Source organism: Arenibacter antarcticus, assembly GCF_041320605.1.
Classification (GTDB): Bacteria; Bacteroidota; Bacteroidia; order Flavobacteriales; family Flavobacteriaceae; genus Arenibacter; species Arenibacter antarcticus.
The window spans coordinates 1,432,363-1,449,877 of the sequence record NZ_CP166679.1 but is presented as its reverse complement, the minus strand read 5'-3'; the positions used below and the strand labels follow the sequence as shown (position 1 = coordinate 1,449,877).

Below are 17,515 nucleotides of genomic sequence, written 5' to 3'. Positions count from 1 at the left end.
GCTATCTTGTTGGGAGCTTATAAGGCCTATCCTCCAAAAAAGACCTCTAATTCCTGTAGGGTTTCAGTAGAGGTGCGGATATCCTTTACCAGATCCCCTTTGTGCAGCACCACGATCCTCTCACACACCTCCGTAACATGGATCAGGTCGTGACTAGAGATCAAGACGGTAACCTCTTTATTACTCGTTAGGTTTTTGATTATACCTTTCAGTCTAATTTGAGTGGTGGGATCTAGATTGGCAAAGGGCTCGTCCAGAATTATAACCTCAGGATTCCCAATAAAGGATGCTACGATGCCTACTTTTTTCTGATTCCCTTTAGAAAGGTCCCGAAGGTATTTTTTCTGTCCTAGGATTTCCCCGTGAAAAAAATCTCCGAAGGTTGCCAACAGCGTATTTACATCCGCCTTGTTCTGTCCTCTTAATTCCCCGATAAAATAAAAATACTCTTCTGGGGTAAGGTAGCCTATCAAAAATGTTTCATCTATAAATGCAGAAGTAAAGGGTTTCCATGCTTCGCTCTCATCTACCAAAACTTCGTTATTGGAAATATGCCCTGTTGTAGGTTGGATCAAATCTAGCATTAGGCTGAACAAGGTGGTCTTTCCTGCACCGTTGTTACCCACCAGTCCAAAACTCTGTCCTTTAGGGATTTCCAAATGTTCTATATTTAAAACCGTAGCGCTACCGTAGGTCTTTGTTAGGTTTTTAATTTTTATCATAGAATTTCGTTGTTAGGCTTTTTCCTTATAGGCAGCCAGCGTTTTATACTTTTCTTTTTTATAGATGTGCTCTATCATTACAAACGCCTTATTCTTAAAGGTAAACCCAAGTACACCGGCCATGGCCACAAAAATATAGCCAGCGGTAGGGTTAATTAAATAATGTCCAAGGGCATAAATACCCAAGGGTAAAATTAACTTTGGCAAGGTAAGGAGTAAGGTTTTTGAGTTGAATGCCTGTTTGTCCCCGAATGCCTTTTTATTGGAGGCAAGGTCGATAGGTGTTTTTATATAGGCCCCGCCCCAAAGTACAAGGTAGGAATTGACCCCAATATTATATATTGCGCCCACTAATACGGCCAAGTAGGCATCCCATCCAAAAAAAATATAAAAGGAAGCCAATACCGTACTTATTATCGTAGCGATGACCATTAAATACCATTTGGAGCTAAGATACTCCTTGTATTGTATGTTCTGGCTCATCATTAATGGGTAGTAGGAACTGTCCCAACTGGGAACAAATTGTCCAAAACTAAATAGGAATCCCCCCGAAATAAAAATTCCTGCAAAAATTTTCCAAATAGGGCTGTCATAGGCTTCTACGCTTCCAGTAAAAAACAACAGTCCGTAAAAGATAAAAAAGAAACTCATAATGACAGAGGTTCTGGATCGTTTGTTCCTTTTAATCAGTTTGATATCGTTCTTTAAAAAGGTCCCCAAATTTCCAAAGCGGTTCAGCCAGGTGTAATCCTCGGTTTTTGCGACAGATTTTTTGCCTGCTAATCCAGCATCAAGAAACATATTTCTTCTAAAATAGGTAAAGGACCATATGGCAAGGACAATTAAAATTGCCCATGGCAGAAATGCAGTCCACGGTAGTTTGTATAGGGTGTTAAAAATAGGGGCGGTAAATTGGGTGATATTGAACAGGCCAAAATATTGGCAGACCCCCAAAATAGTTACCATGGCCAAAAGGGCGTAAAAAATTTGGTCCTTATTATTTACCAATACATTGATAAAATTATTGCAATATATGAGTGCCATGGTTCCCAGCAACCATCCTATTACCCCAAGTGGGGCATAACCTTCTATCAAGAGCACTATGGAAAAAGGCAAAAAGAAAAAAGCGTGCGACCAGTTAAAGAAAGAAACCACTGTTTTCCCCATAGAATACCCCACAACCTGATTTTTTTTAATGGGCAGGTACAATAAGGGCTTTATATTGGTGATGGGCATTTTTTGAAGCATATACCGGAAATACAGGTCTCCCACAAAATAATAGATTAAAAATTGGTTGACCACTTCTAGCGGGTCTCCCCAGCCTCCTTCTTTAATGATATAAAAGGCACTAATGCCCAGACCCAGGAATACCGCCATAAAGTAGAGTGCTCCAAAGACCATTAAGATTTTTATACCCAGATTGGTCTTAAAGGAAGCGGATCTAAAAAATGATTTCCACTCAAGGGAAAGAAAGTGTTTTAACATGTTACTGGTGGGTTAAGCCTCATTGTTTAGTGTAGCGATGAAGGGATTTGTTACAGCAAATTTACACAATTCTGAAATTCGGACAGGTTTCTTGAAATTGCAGTTCGATTCAATTGCTTCATATTGCGGATATAATCTTCCAATGCCATCAACAGTCTTCTGCCTCTTATGTGTGTAAGGTAAGATACAATTCCACTTCCGTGCTTAAGCTAGCTTTTTGGCTTAACTTAACACTAGGAATGTATTTATTTTGAAATCACGTTTTAAATCCTCTTTGCTTTGCTTAATTTTGCACAAAGATTTAATATGGCCCATTTTCATTCCCTTACGGTACAAAAAATAAAACAGCTTACCCCAAATTCGGTTGCTATCACTTTTACTATTCCAAAGGAACTGATCCAGACGTTCACCTTCACCGCTGGTCAGTATATCACCATTAAAAAGGAAATAAAAGGCAAGGAATTACGCAGGGCATATTCCATTAGCTCATCACCTAAATCAGGCTCCATAACCATTGGGGTTAAAAAAGTGGACAAAGGCGGATTTTCCGATTATGCCCATAGTAAACTGCAGGCAGGGGATGTATTGGAGGTAATGCCCCCAGAAGGTAGGTTTGTGTTTAAGCCTAGTACCAGTCCTAAAAATATAGCCGCATTTGCTGCAGGAAGTGGAATTACTCCCATTATGAGTATTGCCAAAACGGTATTGGAGAGCAGCCCTAAAAATACGTTTGTACTGATTTTCGGGAATAAGTCCTCTGAAGAAACTATGTACTATACGGACTTAGTAAAATTGCAATTGGATTACCCTAACAGGTTTTTTGTATATTTTATATTGAGTCAGACTCAGGAGGACGAATCTATTTTTGGGCGAATAGATACCTCAACAGTAAACTATGTCTTAAATAACAAGCACAAGAATGTAACGTTCAACGATTTCTATCTTTGTGGTCCAGAGGCCATGATCCACTTGGTAAAGGATCATTTAAAAGAAAATGAAATTACAGAGGATAAGATTCATTTCGAACTTTTTACCGAAACTGAAATTAAGGACGAACTTCCTGAAAAATTAGAGGGTAAAACAGAGTTGAAGATAATTTTGGACGATGAGGAGTTTTCCTTGTCCATGGATAAAAATTCCGTAGTGCTAGATGCAGTGCTAAAAGAAAATATTGATGCCCCATATTCTTGTCAGGGTGGCGTATGCAGTAGCTGTATCGCCCGTATCAAGGAGGGTAAGGCTGAAATGGTGAAAAATCAAATCTTAACCGATAGTGAGATAGCCGATGGGCTTATTTTAACCTGCCAAGCACGTCCTTCCACTCCGACATTGACGGTGGATTATGATGATGTTTAGAAGTAATTAATAGTGAGCTTATAGCGTGGAAATCAAAAAGTGAAATTTGAGGCTTTTAAAGGTTAATATGCTGTAATGTCTTCTTTTTTAAAATTTTGATTATGACAGAAATAATAAATCGTGTTTCGCAAAGCAAACTGATAACCTTTAATCTGGAAGATCATTACCCTAAAGGGCAAAGGGTGATTCTGGATATTAAGGAATGGTTGTATGAGGGCTTAATACTTCGTGAAAAAGAATTCAGGGTACAAATAGAAAATCACGATTGGAGCCAGTATAGTGATTGTTATGTAGCTTTAACCTGTTCTACCGATGCCATTATTCCAGGATGGGCCTACATGCTAATCGGGACTAAACTACAACCCTTTTGCAAAAAAATGCTCATTGGTGATTTAGAAATGTTGGAATCTTCCCTATATCAGGATATTTTAGAAAATTTAGATGTTTCGGAGTTTAAAGGGAAACCAGTTATTGTAAAAGGTTGCTCTAACAAACCGGTACCTTCCAATGCATATTTATGGGTAACCGCTAAACTTCAGACAGTTGCAAAAAGCGTAATGTATGGTGAGGCCTGCTCTTCAGTACCACTATTTAAGGCAAAATAACTGTCATTACCGTTAAGCTAGTATACCAAAAGTCTTAATTTTGACTATAAACTGACAAATACTTACGATTATGAGAAAAATTGTACTTGCATTGATCATTTTTATGTCGATCCAAATGGGTTACGCCCAAACTTTGGAAGAATTAAAAGCGGAGAAAAGTATTAAAACCGACTCCATTGCGGCAATTCAAGGAAGGGTAGATGCCATTCAGAAGAAAATTAAAGCGCTACCAGGATGGAAAAAGGGGGCCTTTGGTACTATAGGCACCAGTCTATCTGGCTTTAATAATTGGTATTCCAAAGGAGCTCCAAACTCTAGTGCCGGCAATATAGGTGTGACGGCCAACGCGTTCGCAAATCTTAATCAAGATAAGTTTTTCTGGAGAAACTCCCTTAGTCTAAATCTAGGTTGGGTGAAATTTGATGATAAGGATATTGATTCCGATGATGATAGCTTCCGCTCCTCCACGGACGTATTTTCTTTAACGTCACTTTATGGTAGAAAGCTCAGCGAAAAGTTTGCAATATCTGGTTTGGCGGAATATCGGACAACCATTATCGATAATTTTAACGACCCAGGGTATTTGGATCTAGGGGTGGGTGCTACTTGGACCCCCATTGCCGATCTTGTAGTGGTAATTCACCCTTTAAACTACAACTTTGTATTCAGCAGTGAGGATACTGTTTTTGAATCCTCCTTGGGTGCCAAAATAGTTGCTGATTATACAAAGCAATTAGGCAAAATAAACTTTAAGACCAATTTGTCCATGTTTCAGAGTTATGAAACCTCGGACCTTTCCAACTGGACATGGACCAACTCCTTTGGATATACTTTGTGGAAAGGTATTGGGGTAGGTTTCGAGTTCGGATTGAGGGATAATAAGCAAGAGGCCCTAAGTTATGCAATTAACAATTTGGAAGTTGGCGACCCCGAACCTACTTTTGGCAATGTGGATAATGACCTACAGACGTATTGGCTGTTTGGTCTAAACTATTCTTTTTAGAGAATTGTAATTATAAAATGTTCATATAGGCCCTCGTGTTGAGGGTCTTTTTTTGTTGCTGTTTGTTTTTTAAAAACAAAATCGAGGGTTGGGTTTGATAAAAAAATCTACCTAGGTTATTTGTAGTTTAAGAATCAAACATGTGATCTAGACCCTTTGAAGGGGTGAGCAATACGCTTATCAATTACCCTTGCATTAAAATATAAATGATACCCTATGCTTAGAATCCATATAAAAAAAGCCCCTCTTGCAAGGGGCATTTCTTTTAGCTAAGTAGGGATTCTGTAAAAATTGGTAATTCTAAATTTGTTAAGTCAAGTGCCAATTTGGGGGAAAAAAGGACTTAAAATAATCAGTACAAAAACACGATTTGGGGTCAGTATTGATGCTTAATTACAATGTAAATATAGGATGCAACATTGGTTATAAGCAATTTATGTTGTGAAAGACTATCAAGATGTTGTGTGCCAAACCAACTGTATGATTTCACCGACCACCGACTATACCGCTAATAAAAGTAATGATTAGTATTCATCCAGATTTTCGGGATAAAGGAAATTGTTATATGGGAATCGTGTAATATGGATGTCCCTTACCTCATCATAAACCCTTTTTCTGAAATCTTCTAGGTTCTCCTTGTTCAAAGCGGATATAAATATGGAGTATTCCCCAACCCGTTGCATCCAAGTTTTCTTCCACTCTTCCAAGGTGAAATGCTTATTGGTTTTTTCTGTAATAAGGTCGTCCTCGTCAATGGTTTCGTTCTTGTATAGGTCTATCTTATTGAAGACCATTATTGTTTTTTTATCGGCACTGTTTATTTCTGCAAGGGTTTTATTAACGGACTCAATGTGGTCTTCAAAATTGGGATGGGAGATGTCTACGATATGTAAAAGAAGATCCGCTTCTCGAACCTCGTCCAAGGTGCTTTTAAAGCTCTCTACTAATTGTGTAGGTAGTTTTCTGATAAAACCTACCGTATCACTTAATAAGAACGGAAGGTTTCCTATGACTACTTTCCTAACCGTGGTATCTACCGTAGCAAATAATTTATTTTCTGCAAAGACCTCACTTTTACTGACCACGTTCATTAGCGTGGATTTACCGACATTGGTATACCCTACCAAGGCAACACGTACCATGGCACCACGATTCCCGCGTTGGGTTTCCATTTGTTTATCTACCTTGAGCAACTTTTTCTTTAGCAAGGAGATTCTATCCCGTACAATACGTCTATCTGTTTCTATTTCGGTTTCACCTGGACCTCTCATGCCAATTCCCCCTCTCTGTCTTTCCAAGTGGGTCCATAAACCTGTTAACCTTGGAAGAAAATATTCATACTGGGCTAGTTCTACCTGTGTACGGGCATAACTAGTCTGTGCCCTTTGGGCGAAAATATCCAATATCAGACTGGTACGGTCCAAGATTTTACACTTTAACTGCTTTTCTATATTCCGTTGTTGTCCAGGGGTTAGCTCATCATCAAAAATTACTGATCCAATATCATTTTCCTTAACATAAGCTTCTACTTCCAACATCTTCCCGCTTCCAATATAGGTTTTTGGATTGGGTAGGTCTATACGTTGTACAAAACGTTTACAGACTTCCCCACCTGCGGTGTAGGTCAGGAATTCCAATTCGTCTAAATACTCGGTTACCTTTGCTTCATTTTGATCCTTGTTCATCACTCCTATAAGGACCGCTTTCTCATGATCTATAGTGTTCTTTTCTAACATATATCAGTTTATAATACAAATCTAATCAATAGTTGCCAAGGGTTTTCTTAATTTAGCCTTACATTAAACGATTTGAATGAATTTTTCATTTTTCGAGAAGAAATCGGAAGATAATCTGCATACTATTGCATTTTATAACCTAGAAAACTTGTTTGATGCCTTATCGGACAAAAATACCTTGGATCTAGATTTTACTCCCAACGGATCAAGGAAATGGACACCCACACGCTATAGAAAAAAGTTACAAAAACTGGCTACAACTATCGCTAAGGTTGGTCTTCAAGCTGCAGGTAACCCACCAACACTCGTGGGTATTGCTGAAGTTGAAAAGGGAACTGTGGTACAAGAATTACTGGCAACAGACCCCTTAAAGGAATATAACTACGGGTATGTGCATTATGATTCCCCCGATGAAAGGGGCATAGATACCGCATTGATCTATAATAGGGATAATTTTAAGGTGATACAGTCTAAACCTATACCCTTAATCGTACACGCCATCAATGGGGATAGAGATACTACCAGAGATATACTGTATGTCCAAGGTTTGTTGAATGGGGAGATGCTTCATGTTTTTGTCAACCATTGGCCCTCTAGGAGAACCGGCAATCAGGAAACCGATTACAAACGGATTGAAGCTGCCAATACTATTATTTCCTATATGAACCTTATTGAAGAGGAATTTAAGGATCCAAATTATATTGTTATGGGCGATTTTAATGATGGTCCTACCTCAATCAGTGTACAGACCCTTATGGGTGCCGATAAACTCTACAATCCCATGCAAACCTTGCGCTCCCCAACAAGGGGCAGTGTTAATTATAGAAGATCTTGGAATCTCTTTGATCAAATAATGGTTTCTCATAACTTTTTTAATTATGGGAAAGGGACCCATAGTTTTTCACATGCCGATATTTTTGATGAGGCCTTTTTAACGGAATCTAAAGGGAGGTATAAGGGAAGTCCGTTTAGAACTTATGCGGGAGAAAAGTATAAGGGTGGTTATAGCGATCATTTTCCTGTTTATGTATTGCTTAAGTTAAATTGAGGGAGGATATTCAATTTATAAAGTGGATTTTCATATCGTTTTTTTGACGCTTCACAACAATAGAGTGCCTTTCGTCGAATAAAAAGCGTCTTTAGTCGATTATTTTGTGATTTAGAATATATTTGTAATCCTAATCTTATTGGATTACCCAATGACCTATACAGTACCTTTCTTGTTTTGGATTCGCAAGTATATACTTTTTATCACTTTTTGCCTTGTAAGTTTGCTATCTGCCGCACAGACCGAACTTCAATTGCAACAGATAAGAAAAGGTACTCATAGCGCTAAATTGGGAGCGTTTACAAATGATCTTAAAATCAATTTTACGCAGGAAAAAAGTCAACTTTTACAGCAAGCTAAGGTTAATGGCTGGAAATTGACCGAAAGATTGCCCAACGGAAATTTTAGTGCACTTACCGCGATTGGCCCAGATGGGACTCCTATTTATTACAGTACTTTCAGTTCAGATTTGAACAGCACCACCAGATCCAATACGATGCACGATAATGGCTTATTGAATTTGGGTATTAATGGGGAAAATATGATGGTAGGTGTGTGGGATGCAGGATCGGCCTTGGCCACGCATGCCGAATTTGACAGTAGGGTAAGTGTTTCAGATCAGAGTGAAGTGGTGGATTCGCACGCAACTAGGGTCACCGGTATTTTGGTTGCTTCCGGATTGGACAAGAAAGCAAAGGGGCTAGCTTATAAAGCCAAAGCGGTTACCAATGATTGGACAAGGGATAAGATAGAAGTTGCAGAAATGGCCGCCAACGGAATGTTATTATCCAACCATTCCTACGGAATTAGGCCAGATAGGGTCCCCGATTGGTATTTTGGATCCTATATTTCCGTATCCAGAGACTGGGATAAGATTATGTACAGCGCACCTTATTATTTAATGGTTACCGCTGCGGGAAATGCGCAAAAAAGTAAGGACAACCAATCGCCTATTTTTGGAACTGTTGACGATGGATATGATCTATTGTTGGGATTTGCCACTTCAAAAAATGGAGTTACCGTTGCTGCGGCCAATATTGAAACCAACAATAACGGGGAATTGTTACATGCCACCGTGGCTACCTATTCCAGTTTTGGACCCCTGGATGACGGGAGGATAAAACCGGATATTGCTTCCCATGGCAGCAATATTTATACTACAGGTGCCAAAAACAATAATGGATATGAAACCACCCATGGAACATCGGTTGCCGCTCCTGGAGTAACAGGCTCCATGTTGTTGTTACAACAATATCACGAAGAGGTGGAAGGCAGTTTTATGAAGGCCGCAACTATAAAAGGATTGGTACTACACACTGCCGATGATGTAAATGCCCCTGGACCTGATTACAATATGGGGTGGGGGGTTATCAACTCTAAATCGGCTGTAGAATTAATAGCGAACAAAGGTTATGCTTCCCTAATCTCCGAGGAGAGCCTTTTAGAGGGAGAAATAAAAAATTATACCGTACGCGCCAATGGAATAGATCCTTTATCTGCTTCCATTTCTTGGACAGACCCGGCAACAGGAGTGGTTAATATTGGACTGTTGAATGATATGACCGCTGCTTTGGTGAACGACCTAGATATTAGGATTACTAAGGAGGGGGAAGCTCATTTTCCTTGGAAATTAGACGGTACCAATGCGGATTCCCCTGCATTTAAAGGAGACAATAAGGTGGATCCCTTCGAGAAAATTGAAGTTCTGAATGCTGAGGGAACCTATACCATTACCGTTTCGCATAAAAATAATCTGGAAGGGGGAGCCCAAAACTTTTCCATTATCGTTTCAGGAATAGCCCTAACGGACTGTGTGCTTACCATACCTGAGGAGGTGGCGCTGACAACTGCCAAGAATACTTCTGTAAGTTTAAACTGGATTGCAAATACCGATGCACTTTTTCAGGTGGAATACAAGAAAAAAGGTAGTGACCATTGGATTGTAGAATCCACTTTTGATCACTTCTTGACCTTGGAGGGATTAGTAAGTGGCACGGATTATTGGGTCCGATTAAAAACCTTTTGTTCGGAAAATGCCAGTTCTGGATACACCTCGGAATATGAGTTTAGCTTTATGGGAGAAGAAACGGAGCTCCTTCGTTTATCGGACTATATACCCTTGGAGCAGAAATTAAGCTTTTCCATTATCCCCAATCCCGTACAGGAGTTAATGACGTTGGAAGGGAATTTTCCCTTAAACGCCAGCTATAAGATACTATCCATGAACGGAATTGTAGTGAAGGAGGGACAAGCCATAGAAAAGCAGATTCAAATTGCAGATTTAACAGTTGGATTATATGTATTGTTTGTACAAGGGGATCAAAAAACTACTACCATTAAGTTTTATAAATCCTAATAGTAGTAGGGTCGCTAAGTCTAATTAAGCCAAAGCTAGATACGTTTAATCTCCTCTTCTTCCAATAAGTCATCCCCGCGCAACCTTAAAAAGACCTGTGCGGTGGTAATTACATCCAACTCACAATATTTAATAATACGCTCTAGGTCCTTCTCCTTGTAGTACACCTCTTTTACCATACTTCCGTCTATGTCTTCTTTAGGAGACGCAATACCAAGAACGTTGGCCATAAGTTTTAAGGAGGTATAGTGCTTATAATCGCCAAACTTCCAGAGTTCCATGGTGTCTAAATGTGCAATTTCCCAGGGCTTTTTTCCAAATAGATTTAATTTTTCCGGCAATTCTATTTTGTGGATGATCATCCGTCTGGCTATATAGGGGAAATCGAATTCTTTGCCGTTATGTCCGCATAATAGATGTTTGGGGTGATTAAAATGGGTGTCCAACAAGATTTTAAAATCTTTTAGAATTTTAGATTCTTCACCATGGAAAGAGGTTACCCTAAAACTGCGTTGGTCGCCTTGAAATTTAAAATAGCCAACGGAAATGGTGACTATTTTTCCAAATTCGGCCCAGATTCCTGCACGGTCGTAAAATTCTTCCGCGCTATACTCGTCCCTGCGTTGGTATTTGGATTTCTGTTCCCAAAGCTCCTTTTTGGCATCCTCCAATAAATTAAAATTCTCTTGTTCGGGAACGGTTTCAATGTCCAAAAAGAGAATATGCTCCAAATTTATTTTATGTAACATCTATTGTTGTTTTAAAAATAGAAAAATTTCTCCATTGTGTAGGGAGATAGAATCCCTATCCATGTAAAAACCCAACTGTGTAAGAACCACCTTAGCATAAATTCCTTCAGCACTAGATGTTATTGTAAGTTCTTCCTTCTTGGCGTTATTTAAATTGTAACCGTGTTTTGCAAGTTTCCTCAATTTATTCTCAATAGGAATCACCAGTAGGGTATCCTTCTTTTTGGGGTCCAAAAGCAGCAAACGTGTATTCTTCTCATCAAATTTAACCCATAACTCGCCAATCTCCATTATGTCGTTATCGCCAGAATCAGAAAAATTCAGTTCTGCAAAATAGTCAAAACCTGAAATGGGGTAACTGTGGCTGTTGGTGTTACCATCATAAAGATTGTAATAAAGATCATTGTAATTGAAATTTATATCGGGGTCTATTTTTATATCCATGTGGTCCAACAATATTTGAGGGGTATTGTGGTGGTAGGTTATTTTAGAGTTTTCAATGGTATCTAAACGAATACTATGGGTGGAAAACCCAATAATGGGATCTAATTTGGACACCAATTTACGGTCTGCCAAATAGTCTATAATCGATGTTAGTTGGCGGTACTGTGCCTGGTTGGCAAGTTTATCGCTTTTCATTACTTCTAAGTACACTTTTTTAAACTGATTTATTTGACTTTTTTCCGAAATACTGAAGGTCCCCCAAAAGCCAAAGGATGATAGTAAAGCCAATATGAAAAGGGAAATAGAGAGCACTTTTAGTCGCTTTCCTTTGCTAAACAATAGGTAAAGTGTCACTCCCAATATCCAAAAAGCAAGTAGCAGTACAAAATATCGATTTTCGGTGAACCCGTAGTCGTCAATTCGTCTAAAAATGGCTACAAATAGTAATACAACCATGGGTAACAATAAAATATAAAACCAGGGATGGAAGGTATTTATACTCCATGATTTTAGGGTTTTTTGAATCGGATCGATAATATGCTGTACTGCAAATCCCAAAATAGCCAAAGCCGTCACCAAGTATGAAACCCAGCCTTGTGGGAGTTCCCATTGAATTAATATTTTTAGGCTGTAAGCGTATAAGATAATTAGATACAACAGTACTAGTGGAATTAAAATATACTTTACAAAGACCTCCAAGGCCTTATGGAAATAGATGGTGGTTTGCAGTAAAATTTGTTTTGGGAAATCTGAAAGATAAATCCATGTATTAACGGTGCCTAAACAGAAAACAAAAAGTTGTCCATAGCGTTTTCCTGATATTTTTATATCAAAGAGCGATTCGAGGGCTAATAGAGCCAATACAAGTCCTAAGTAGAGTACCCCAGAGAAAAGGGCGCTTCTTCCAATGGAAAAGCCAACTGATTTAATATAGTTCCAATGAGCGTTTTTATTCCAGCTTTTGATAAATGGGGCAAAAAGGATACCTAAATGGCCAGCGATAAAATACAGCATAAACCGGACATAGTAGGTGGGATCGTCATTATGACCCACAAGTGTAGGCAGCTGCCAATAAAACAGGAAAAGGAGCCCTAGTAGGACCATCTTTGTCCATTGCCATTTTTTTGGATTAGGAAATTGCTCTATAAGAAATTGTATTGCAATTAGCCAACTAACCCCTATTACCAAGGTCATAAATACATTTAAATGGGTTTCAAAAAAATCACCTCCATCCTTTCCGATAAAATAAATACAGTATATACTTCCCAAAATGGTCCATAATAAAGTAATAGGAAACCGTTGAAAGGCGTTGTAGGCCTTATCGGAAATTTCTTTGAAAGATGCTAGATTCATTTTGTAGTATAGTTATAAATATACAAACTAATTTAAAACTGTTTTGAAAGGAAAATACCCGGGCCAAGGGGAATTCAGGGTATTGTATTCCATGGAGGTCCAACAGCAAGAACCGACCTGCTGGTTGGTATGTGATTTTAAATTTTCAACTGTTCTCGGGTTACATTCTACAAGAGGTCAATAGTATCTATTAAATGCTATAAAGCCTATGAAGAGGTTCATTGTTTTCTTTACAACATACCCTATAGTCTGTAATTTTTAGAAAAGTGACTGCTGTTTTGCTGGATTTTCATGTTCTAAAAGCCATTTTTTTCGATGAAGTCCCCCTGCGTATCCGGTAAGGGAACCATCACTGCCAATTACCCTATGACATGGAATAATGATCCACAAGGGATTTTTGCCGTTGGCTGATGCCACCGCCCTTATTGCATTTGGGTCGCCCAAGGTTTTGGACAGTTCCAAGTAGGAGACCGTCTTGCCATAGGGGATTAGTTCCAAGGCCTTCCACACTTTATTTTGGAACTCGGTTCCTATAGGGTTTAGCAACAAACTAAATTGAGTGCGACTGCCATCAAAGTATTCCTTTAATTGGTATACGGCATCTTCCAATTCTTCGGGAATAATATCGGTTGGTTTTTCATCTCTATCCAAGATACTAAGGGATGTTAATCCATTTTCATCGCCTTCAAGTTTGGCAATGCCCAAGGGTGTTTTTAAAAAGGCCGTTTCTATCATTCCTGCGGTTTATCTTCCCCAATATTTCCCAATCTTTTAGCCCGTTCGTTCCAATTTTTACGTGCCAATTGCTGTAAGTTTTCCACACTATCGCTTTCATCCATAATTTCGAGCCCCAATAGGGTCTCTAAAATGTCTTCCATGCTTACCACGCCACTAACGGAACCGTATTCGTCCACCACCAAGGCAATGTGTTCATTTTCGGAAATAAAGGTTCTAAAGAGTTCGGGAAGGGGTGTTTTTCGGTTACTAATTAAGATCTCACGCTTAATAGAGGATAGAGGGGCGTCGCCATTATTAATGATGATCTCCTCCAGTACTTTGTCCTTGAGTACAAAGCCAGTAATATTATCAATTTTTTGGCTATACACAGGAATCCGTGAGAAAACCATTCTGGGATTGGCGTCATAGAATTCCTTTATACTGACGTCTTCCGATGCAATTTTCACTACTGCCCTTGGGGTCATGACATCTTTTACCAATACCTCGTCAAATTTGAGGAGGTTCCTGATGATGGTAGATTCCGATTCTTGGAAAACGCCTTCTTCGTGTGCAATATCTGTCATCGCACCAAAATCCTCTCTGCTCAAGACACTTCCTTCCATGCCCTTATTTCCTACAAGTTTGGTGAAAAGTTGCAGCACCCATAACAAGCCCGTCCATTTAAGGGCCCATACCATGATTTTTAAGGTTTTGGTGGTGAAATTCACCAATTGTTTCCAATAGGTAGCCCCAATGGTCTTTGGGATTATTTCGGAAGCGACTAAAATTAAAATTGTCATTAGGGTAGATACCAGGCCAACCATGGCGCCTTCCGTAAATTCTATTCCTAAAAACGATCTTTTTGTATTCTCATATAATTCGGAATAGACCACTTTTGCTTGCACTCCCACTAATATTGCACCAACGGTATGTGCTATGGTATTTAATGTTAGGATGGCAATCAGTGGTTTATCTACGTCCTTTTTAAGGATTTCTAGATCAAGGGCGTACGATTTTCCATCTTTCTTTTCTAGGTTGATAAAAGTCTGTGAAACGCTCAGTAAAACCGCTTCTAAGATGGAACATAGAAATGAAAATAGGATAGAAATAAATGCATAAAAGAAAAGTAGGCCCATAAAAGTCTGATAGGATACTAAAATAACAATAAATTCATAGTCCTAAACGGATGTGCACCATTAGGATTAAAAATTTATTGTTATTGAGTGAAAAATACGTGTATTTTTCATTTCAGATGGTCAATAGCTTCTATCCTAATAATTTTACTGCATCCCTAGCGAAATAACTGGCAATGATATTGGCCCCCGCTCTTTTTATCGCGACAAGCTGTTCCATCATTACGGCATCGTGGTCCAACCAGCCTTTTTCGGCCGCTGCTTTAACCATGGCATATTCGCCAGATACCTGATAAACGGCCACCGGCACATCTACCTCATTTTTTATTTCCCTAACAATATCCAGATAGCAAAGTCCCGGTTTAATCATTACGATATCTGCGCCCTCATCGATATCCATTTCTGTTTCCTTTATCGCCTCAAACCTATTGGCATAATCCATTTGATAGGTCTTTTTGTCACCAAATCCTGGAGCGGAATCCAACGCATCCCTAAACGGACCGTAGAAGGCACTGGCATATTTTGCGCTATAGGCCATAATGCCGGTATTGGTATAGCCCTCATCTTCCAATGCTTCTCTGATGCTTAAAATCCTTCCGTCCATCATATCGCTAGGCGCAACAAAATCGGCTCCCGCCTCAGCGTGACTCAAGCTCATGCCCGTGAGTATTTCAACGCTATCGTCATTTACGATCTCTCCGTCCTCTACAATCCCATCATGTCCGTAGGAGGAATAAGGGTCAAAGGCTACATCAGTCATAACAAGCATCTCTGGGCAGGCATTTTTGACGGTTTTAATGGCGCGTTGCATAAGCCCTTTGGGATTTAGTGCTTCCTTGCCCTTATTGTCTTTTAAATGCTCTGGGATCATGGCAAACAATAGGACCGATTTTAAGCCCATTGCCCATAGCTCCTTGACCTCTTTTTCCAATATGTCCAAGCTAAAACGATAATAGTTGGGCATGGAGGCAATCTCTTGCCTTACACCCTTGCCTTCCACAACAAAAAGGGGTACTAAAAAATCATTTGGGGAGAGAATTGTTTCCCGGACCAAAGAACGTATGGCCTCATTGGTACGGAGTCTTCTATTTCTTTTAAGTGGATACATTTGTATGTTTTTTTTATGGTTCAAAGATAATGATACTACACCTAATCCGTATAGATATGTATTGGTTTATTGGGCTAATCCCAAATACTGCCAAACACCTTTCTCCTTTGTAAAGTCCGACTTCTCATGGATAACTTCCACCTTTCCATTTTCAAAGAAAAAGGCATTAAAAGTAACGGTGCCTCTAAGGTCGTTTTCACCCCCCATGGAGGTGTCTAAAATCTCCAAACGGATCCAACTGACGGATTTTGCCCATGCAATAATAGAGTTCTTTTCCTTTAACGGTCGGCTGCTTTTGTGATGGCTATCCATTAGATAATTTCCGTTTGCCAAAACAAAAGCTGTATATCTGGAGCGCATCAATTGTTTGGCAGTAGCTACTGCAGATAGATTTTTATGCGCCACTTCGCAGCAGTCAGTATAGGATTTATTGGTTCCGCAAGGGCAGTTCATATTGTATTGGGCTAACTGTTGTTCGTAAACTCCTCAAGATTTCCGTTGGTTGAATTAATTAAGCTGTGGTCTACTAATCATTTAGTAATATAGAGTTATCTATTTCCGAGGAAGTCCATATTAGGCCCGTATAGAGCAAGCTGGACTTATCTAATCTTCTTTATTTTGGTCCTTCTGTTTGCGTAAAATTTCATTTAATCGCTCTTTTCTGGTTTCCTGTTCTTTTTTAAGCTTGTTCTTTTTTCTATTTACCAGTTTGGTATGTTTTGCCTTGTTCAGGGTGTTTTTTTCTTTTCCTTTCTTTCCCATATTGCTGTTTTGGGGATTATACCCAGTCTTTTGGTTGGGCGAGTACTTTTAATAAACGCTCTTCTTCGCTTCCTTTTTCTGGATGATGGTCATAACGCCATTGCACATGTGGTGGTAAACTCATCAGAATACTCTCTATTCTCCCGTTGGTTTTTAGTCCGAATAGGGTTCCCTTGTCGTGCACCAGGTTAAATTCCACATACCTTCCACGACGGATTTCTTGCCATTCTCGTTGTTCTTTGGTATAGGGCAGCTGTTTTCTTTTTTCTACAATGGGAACGTAGGCCTCTAAAAAACTGTTTCCTACTTCTGTTTCAAAATTGTACCAATCTTCCATGCTCATTTGGTCCGTAGCCTTGCAGTAGTCATAGAAAAGTCCACCTACCCCTCTGGCCTCGTTCCTATGGGAATTCCAAAAATACTGGTCGCATTTTTCCTTATACTTGGGGTAAAATTCGGGATGGTGTTTGTCACATGCGTTTTTGCAGATGGAATGGAAATGTTTGGCATCTTCGTCAAACAGATAATATGGGGTGAGATCTTGTCCGCCACCGAACCATTGGTCCATTAAATTACCTTCCTTATCGTACATTTCAAAATAACGCCAGTTGGCGTGTACGGTGGGCACCATAGGGTTCTTAGGGTGAAGGACCAGACTTAATCCGCACGCATAAAAATCCGCGTCCTTGGTGCCAAAATAGTTTTGCATACTCTCTGGCAATGCACCGTGAACTGCGGAAATATTAACTCCCCCTTTCTCAAAGACTGCACCGTTTTCTATAACTCTAGATCGGCCACCACCCCCTTCCGAGCGTACCCATAGGTCTTCTTTAAAAACAGCGGAACCGTCAACTTCCTCTAATTTTTCGGTTATTTTATTTTGAAGTTGTAGAATGTAGGCGTAAAATTTACTTTTCATGTTTTGTTTGATTTGTTAG

General features: G+C 39.4%; 16 protein-coding genes. 5 read left to right on the top strand and 11 right to left on the bottom strand.

Annotation, left to right across the window (positions count from 1 at the left end):
- Window positions 1-26: 26 nt before the first annotated feature.
- Together KCTC52924_RS05985 and KCTC52924_RS05980 are read right to left on the bottom strand one after the other, a co-directional pair.
- Window positions 27-722, bottom strand: coding sequence for an ABC transporter ATP-binding protein (locus KCTC52924_RS05985; protein ID WP_251807552.1), 696 nt, complete (start codon window positions 720-722; stop codon window positions 27-29).
- 12 nt (window positions 723-734) lie between these two features.
- On the bottom strand, window positions 735-2,207 hold the full coding sequence (locus tag KCTC52924_RS05980; protein WP_251807553.1) for a DUF5687 family protein: 1,473 nt from the start codon (window positions 2,205-2,207) through the stop codon (window positions 735-737).
- Window positions 2,208-2,513: 306 nt separating this feature from the next.
- Here KCTC52924_RS05980 and KCTC52924_RS05975 point away from each other — a divergent pair, with 306 nt between their 5' ends.
- From KCTC52924_RS05975 to KCTC52924_RS05965, 3 genes are all read left to right on the top strand, one after another.
- Window positions 2,514-3,563 carry a ferredoxin--NADP reductase gene (locus KCTC52924_RS05975; protein WP_251807661.1) on the top strand — a complete coding sequence of 350 codons (1,050 nt, stop codon included), beginning with the start codon at window positions 2,514-2,516 and terminating at the stop codon, window positions 3,561-3,563.
- Between the two features lie 98 nt (window positions 3,564-3,661).
- Entirely contained in the window at window positions 3,662-4,168 is a 507-nt protein-coding gene (locus KCTC52924_RS05970) for a DUF2480 family protein (protein ID WP_251807662.1), read from the top strand.
- Window positions 4,169-4,238: 70 nt separating this feature from the next.
- On the top strand, window positions 4,239-5,171 hold the full coding sequence (locus KCTC52924_RS05965) for a DUF3078 domain-containing protein (protein ID WP_251807554.1): 933 nt from the start codon (window positions 4,239-4,241) through the stop codon (window positions 5,169-5,171).
- Window positions 5,172-5,695: 524 nt separating this feature from the next.
- Here the strand turns inward: KCTC52924_RS05965 and hflX are convergent.
- Window positions 5,696-6,907 carry a GTPase HflX gene (gene hflX / locus KCTC52924_RS05960; protein WP_251807555.1) on the bottom strand — a complete coding sequence of 404 codons (1,212 nt, stop codon included), beginning with the start codon at window positions 6,905-6,907 and terminating at the stop codon, window positions 5,696-5,698.
- 76 nt (window positions 6,908-6,983) lie between these two features.
- Here hflX and KCTC52924_RS05955 point away from each other — a divergent pair, with 76 nt between their 5' ends.
- The gene (locus KCTC52924_RS05955) at window positions 6,984-7,955 is read left to right on the top strand and encodes an endonuclease/exonuclease/phosphatase family protein (protein WP_251807556.1); all 972 of its coding nucleotides are present in this window, start codon (window positions 6,984-6,986) and stop codon (window positions 7,953-7,955) included.
- Window positions 7,956-8,106: 151 nt separating this feature from the next.
- A complete protein-coding gene (locus tag KCTC52924_RS05950; RefSeq protein ID WP_251807557.1) occupies window positions 8,107-10,311 on the top strand; it encodes a S8 family serine peptidase in 2,205 nt (734 codons plus the stop codon).
- Window positions 10,312-10,346: 35 nt separating this feature from the next.
- On the opposite strand, the gene KCTC52924_RS05945 is transcribed toward KCTC52924_RS05950, so the two are convergent.
- The 8 genes from KCTC52924_RS05945 to hemF all read right to left on the bottom strand — a co-directional run bounded on the left by KCTC52924_RS05945 (window position 10,347) and on the right by hemF (window position 17,496).
- Entirely contained in the window at window positions 10,347-11,060 is a 714-nt protein-coding gene (locus KCTC52924_RS05945; protein WP_251807558.1) for a 3'-5' exonuclease, read from the bottom strand.
- Window positions 11,061-12,857 (bottom strand): DUF4153 domain-containing protein, encoded by a 1,797-nt coding sequence (locus tag KCTC52924_RS05940; protein ID WP_251807559.1) that lies wholly within the window; start codon window positions 12,855-12,857, stop codon window positions 11,061-11,063.
- Window positions 12,858-13,115: 258 nt separating this feature from the next.
- Window positions 13,116-13,592 (bottom strand): methylated-DNA--[protein]-cysteine S-methyltransferase, encoded by a 477-nt coding sequence (locus KCTC52924_RS05935; RefSeq protein WP_285903379.1) that lies wholly within the window; start codon window positions 13,590-13,592, stop codon window positions 13,116-13,118.
- Window positions 13,589-14,710, bottom strand: a complete 1,122-nt coding sequence (locus KCTC52924_RS05930; RefSeq protein WP_251807560.1) for a CNNM domain-containing protein — start codon at window positions 14,708-14,710, stop codon at window positions 13,589-13,591. The genes KCTC52924_RS05935 and KCTC52924_RS05930 overlap by 4 nt, the downstream gene beginning before the upstream one ends.
- Window positions 14,711-14,840: 130 nt before the next feature.
- Window positions 14,841-15,815, bottom strand: coding sequence for a porphobilinogen synthase (hemB, locus tag KCTC52924_RS05925; protein ID WP_251807561.1), 975 nt, complete (start codon window positions 15,813-15,815; stop codon window positions 14,841-14,843).
- A 66-nt stretch (window positions 15,816-15,881) separates the two neighbouring features.
- Entirely contained in the window at window positions 15,882-16,268 is a 387-nt protein-coding gene (locus KCTC52924_RS05920; RefSeq protein WP_251807562.1) for a YchJ family protein, read from the bottom strand.
- Window positions 16,269-16,418: 150 nt separating this feature from the next.
- Window positions 16,419-16,577, bottom strand: a complete 159-nt coding sequence (locus KCTC52924_RS05915; protein ID WP_251807563.1) for a hypothetical protein — start codon at window positions 16,575-16,577, stop codon at window positions 16,419-16,421.
- A gap of 16 nt (window positions 16,578-16,593) precedes the next feature.
- Window positions 16,594-17,496, bottom strand: a complete 903-nt coding sequence (hemF, locus tag KCTC52924_RS05910) for an oxygen-dependent coproporphyrinogen oxidase (RefSeq protein WP_251807564.1) — start codon at window positions 17,494-17,496, stop codon at window positions 16,594-16,596.
- Window positions 17,497-17,515: the final 19 nt, after the last annotated feature.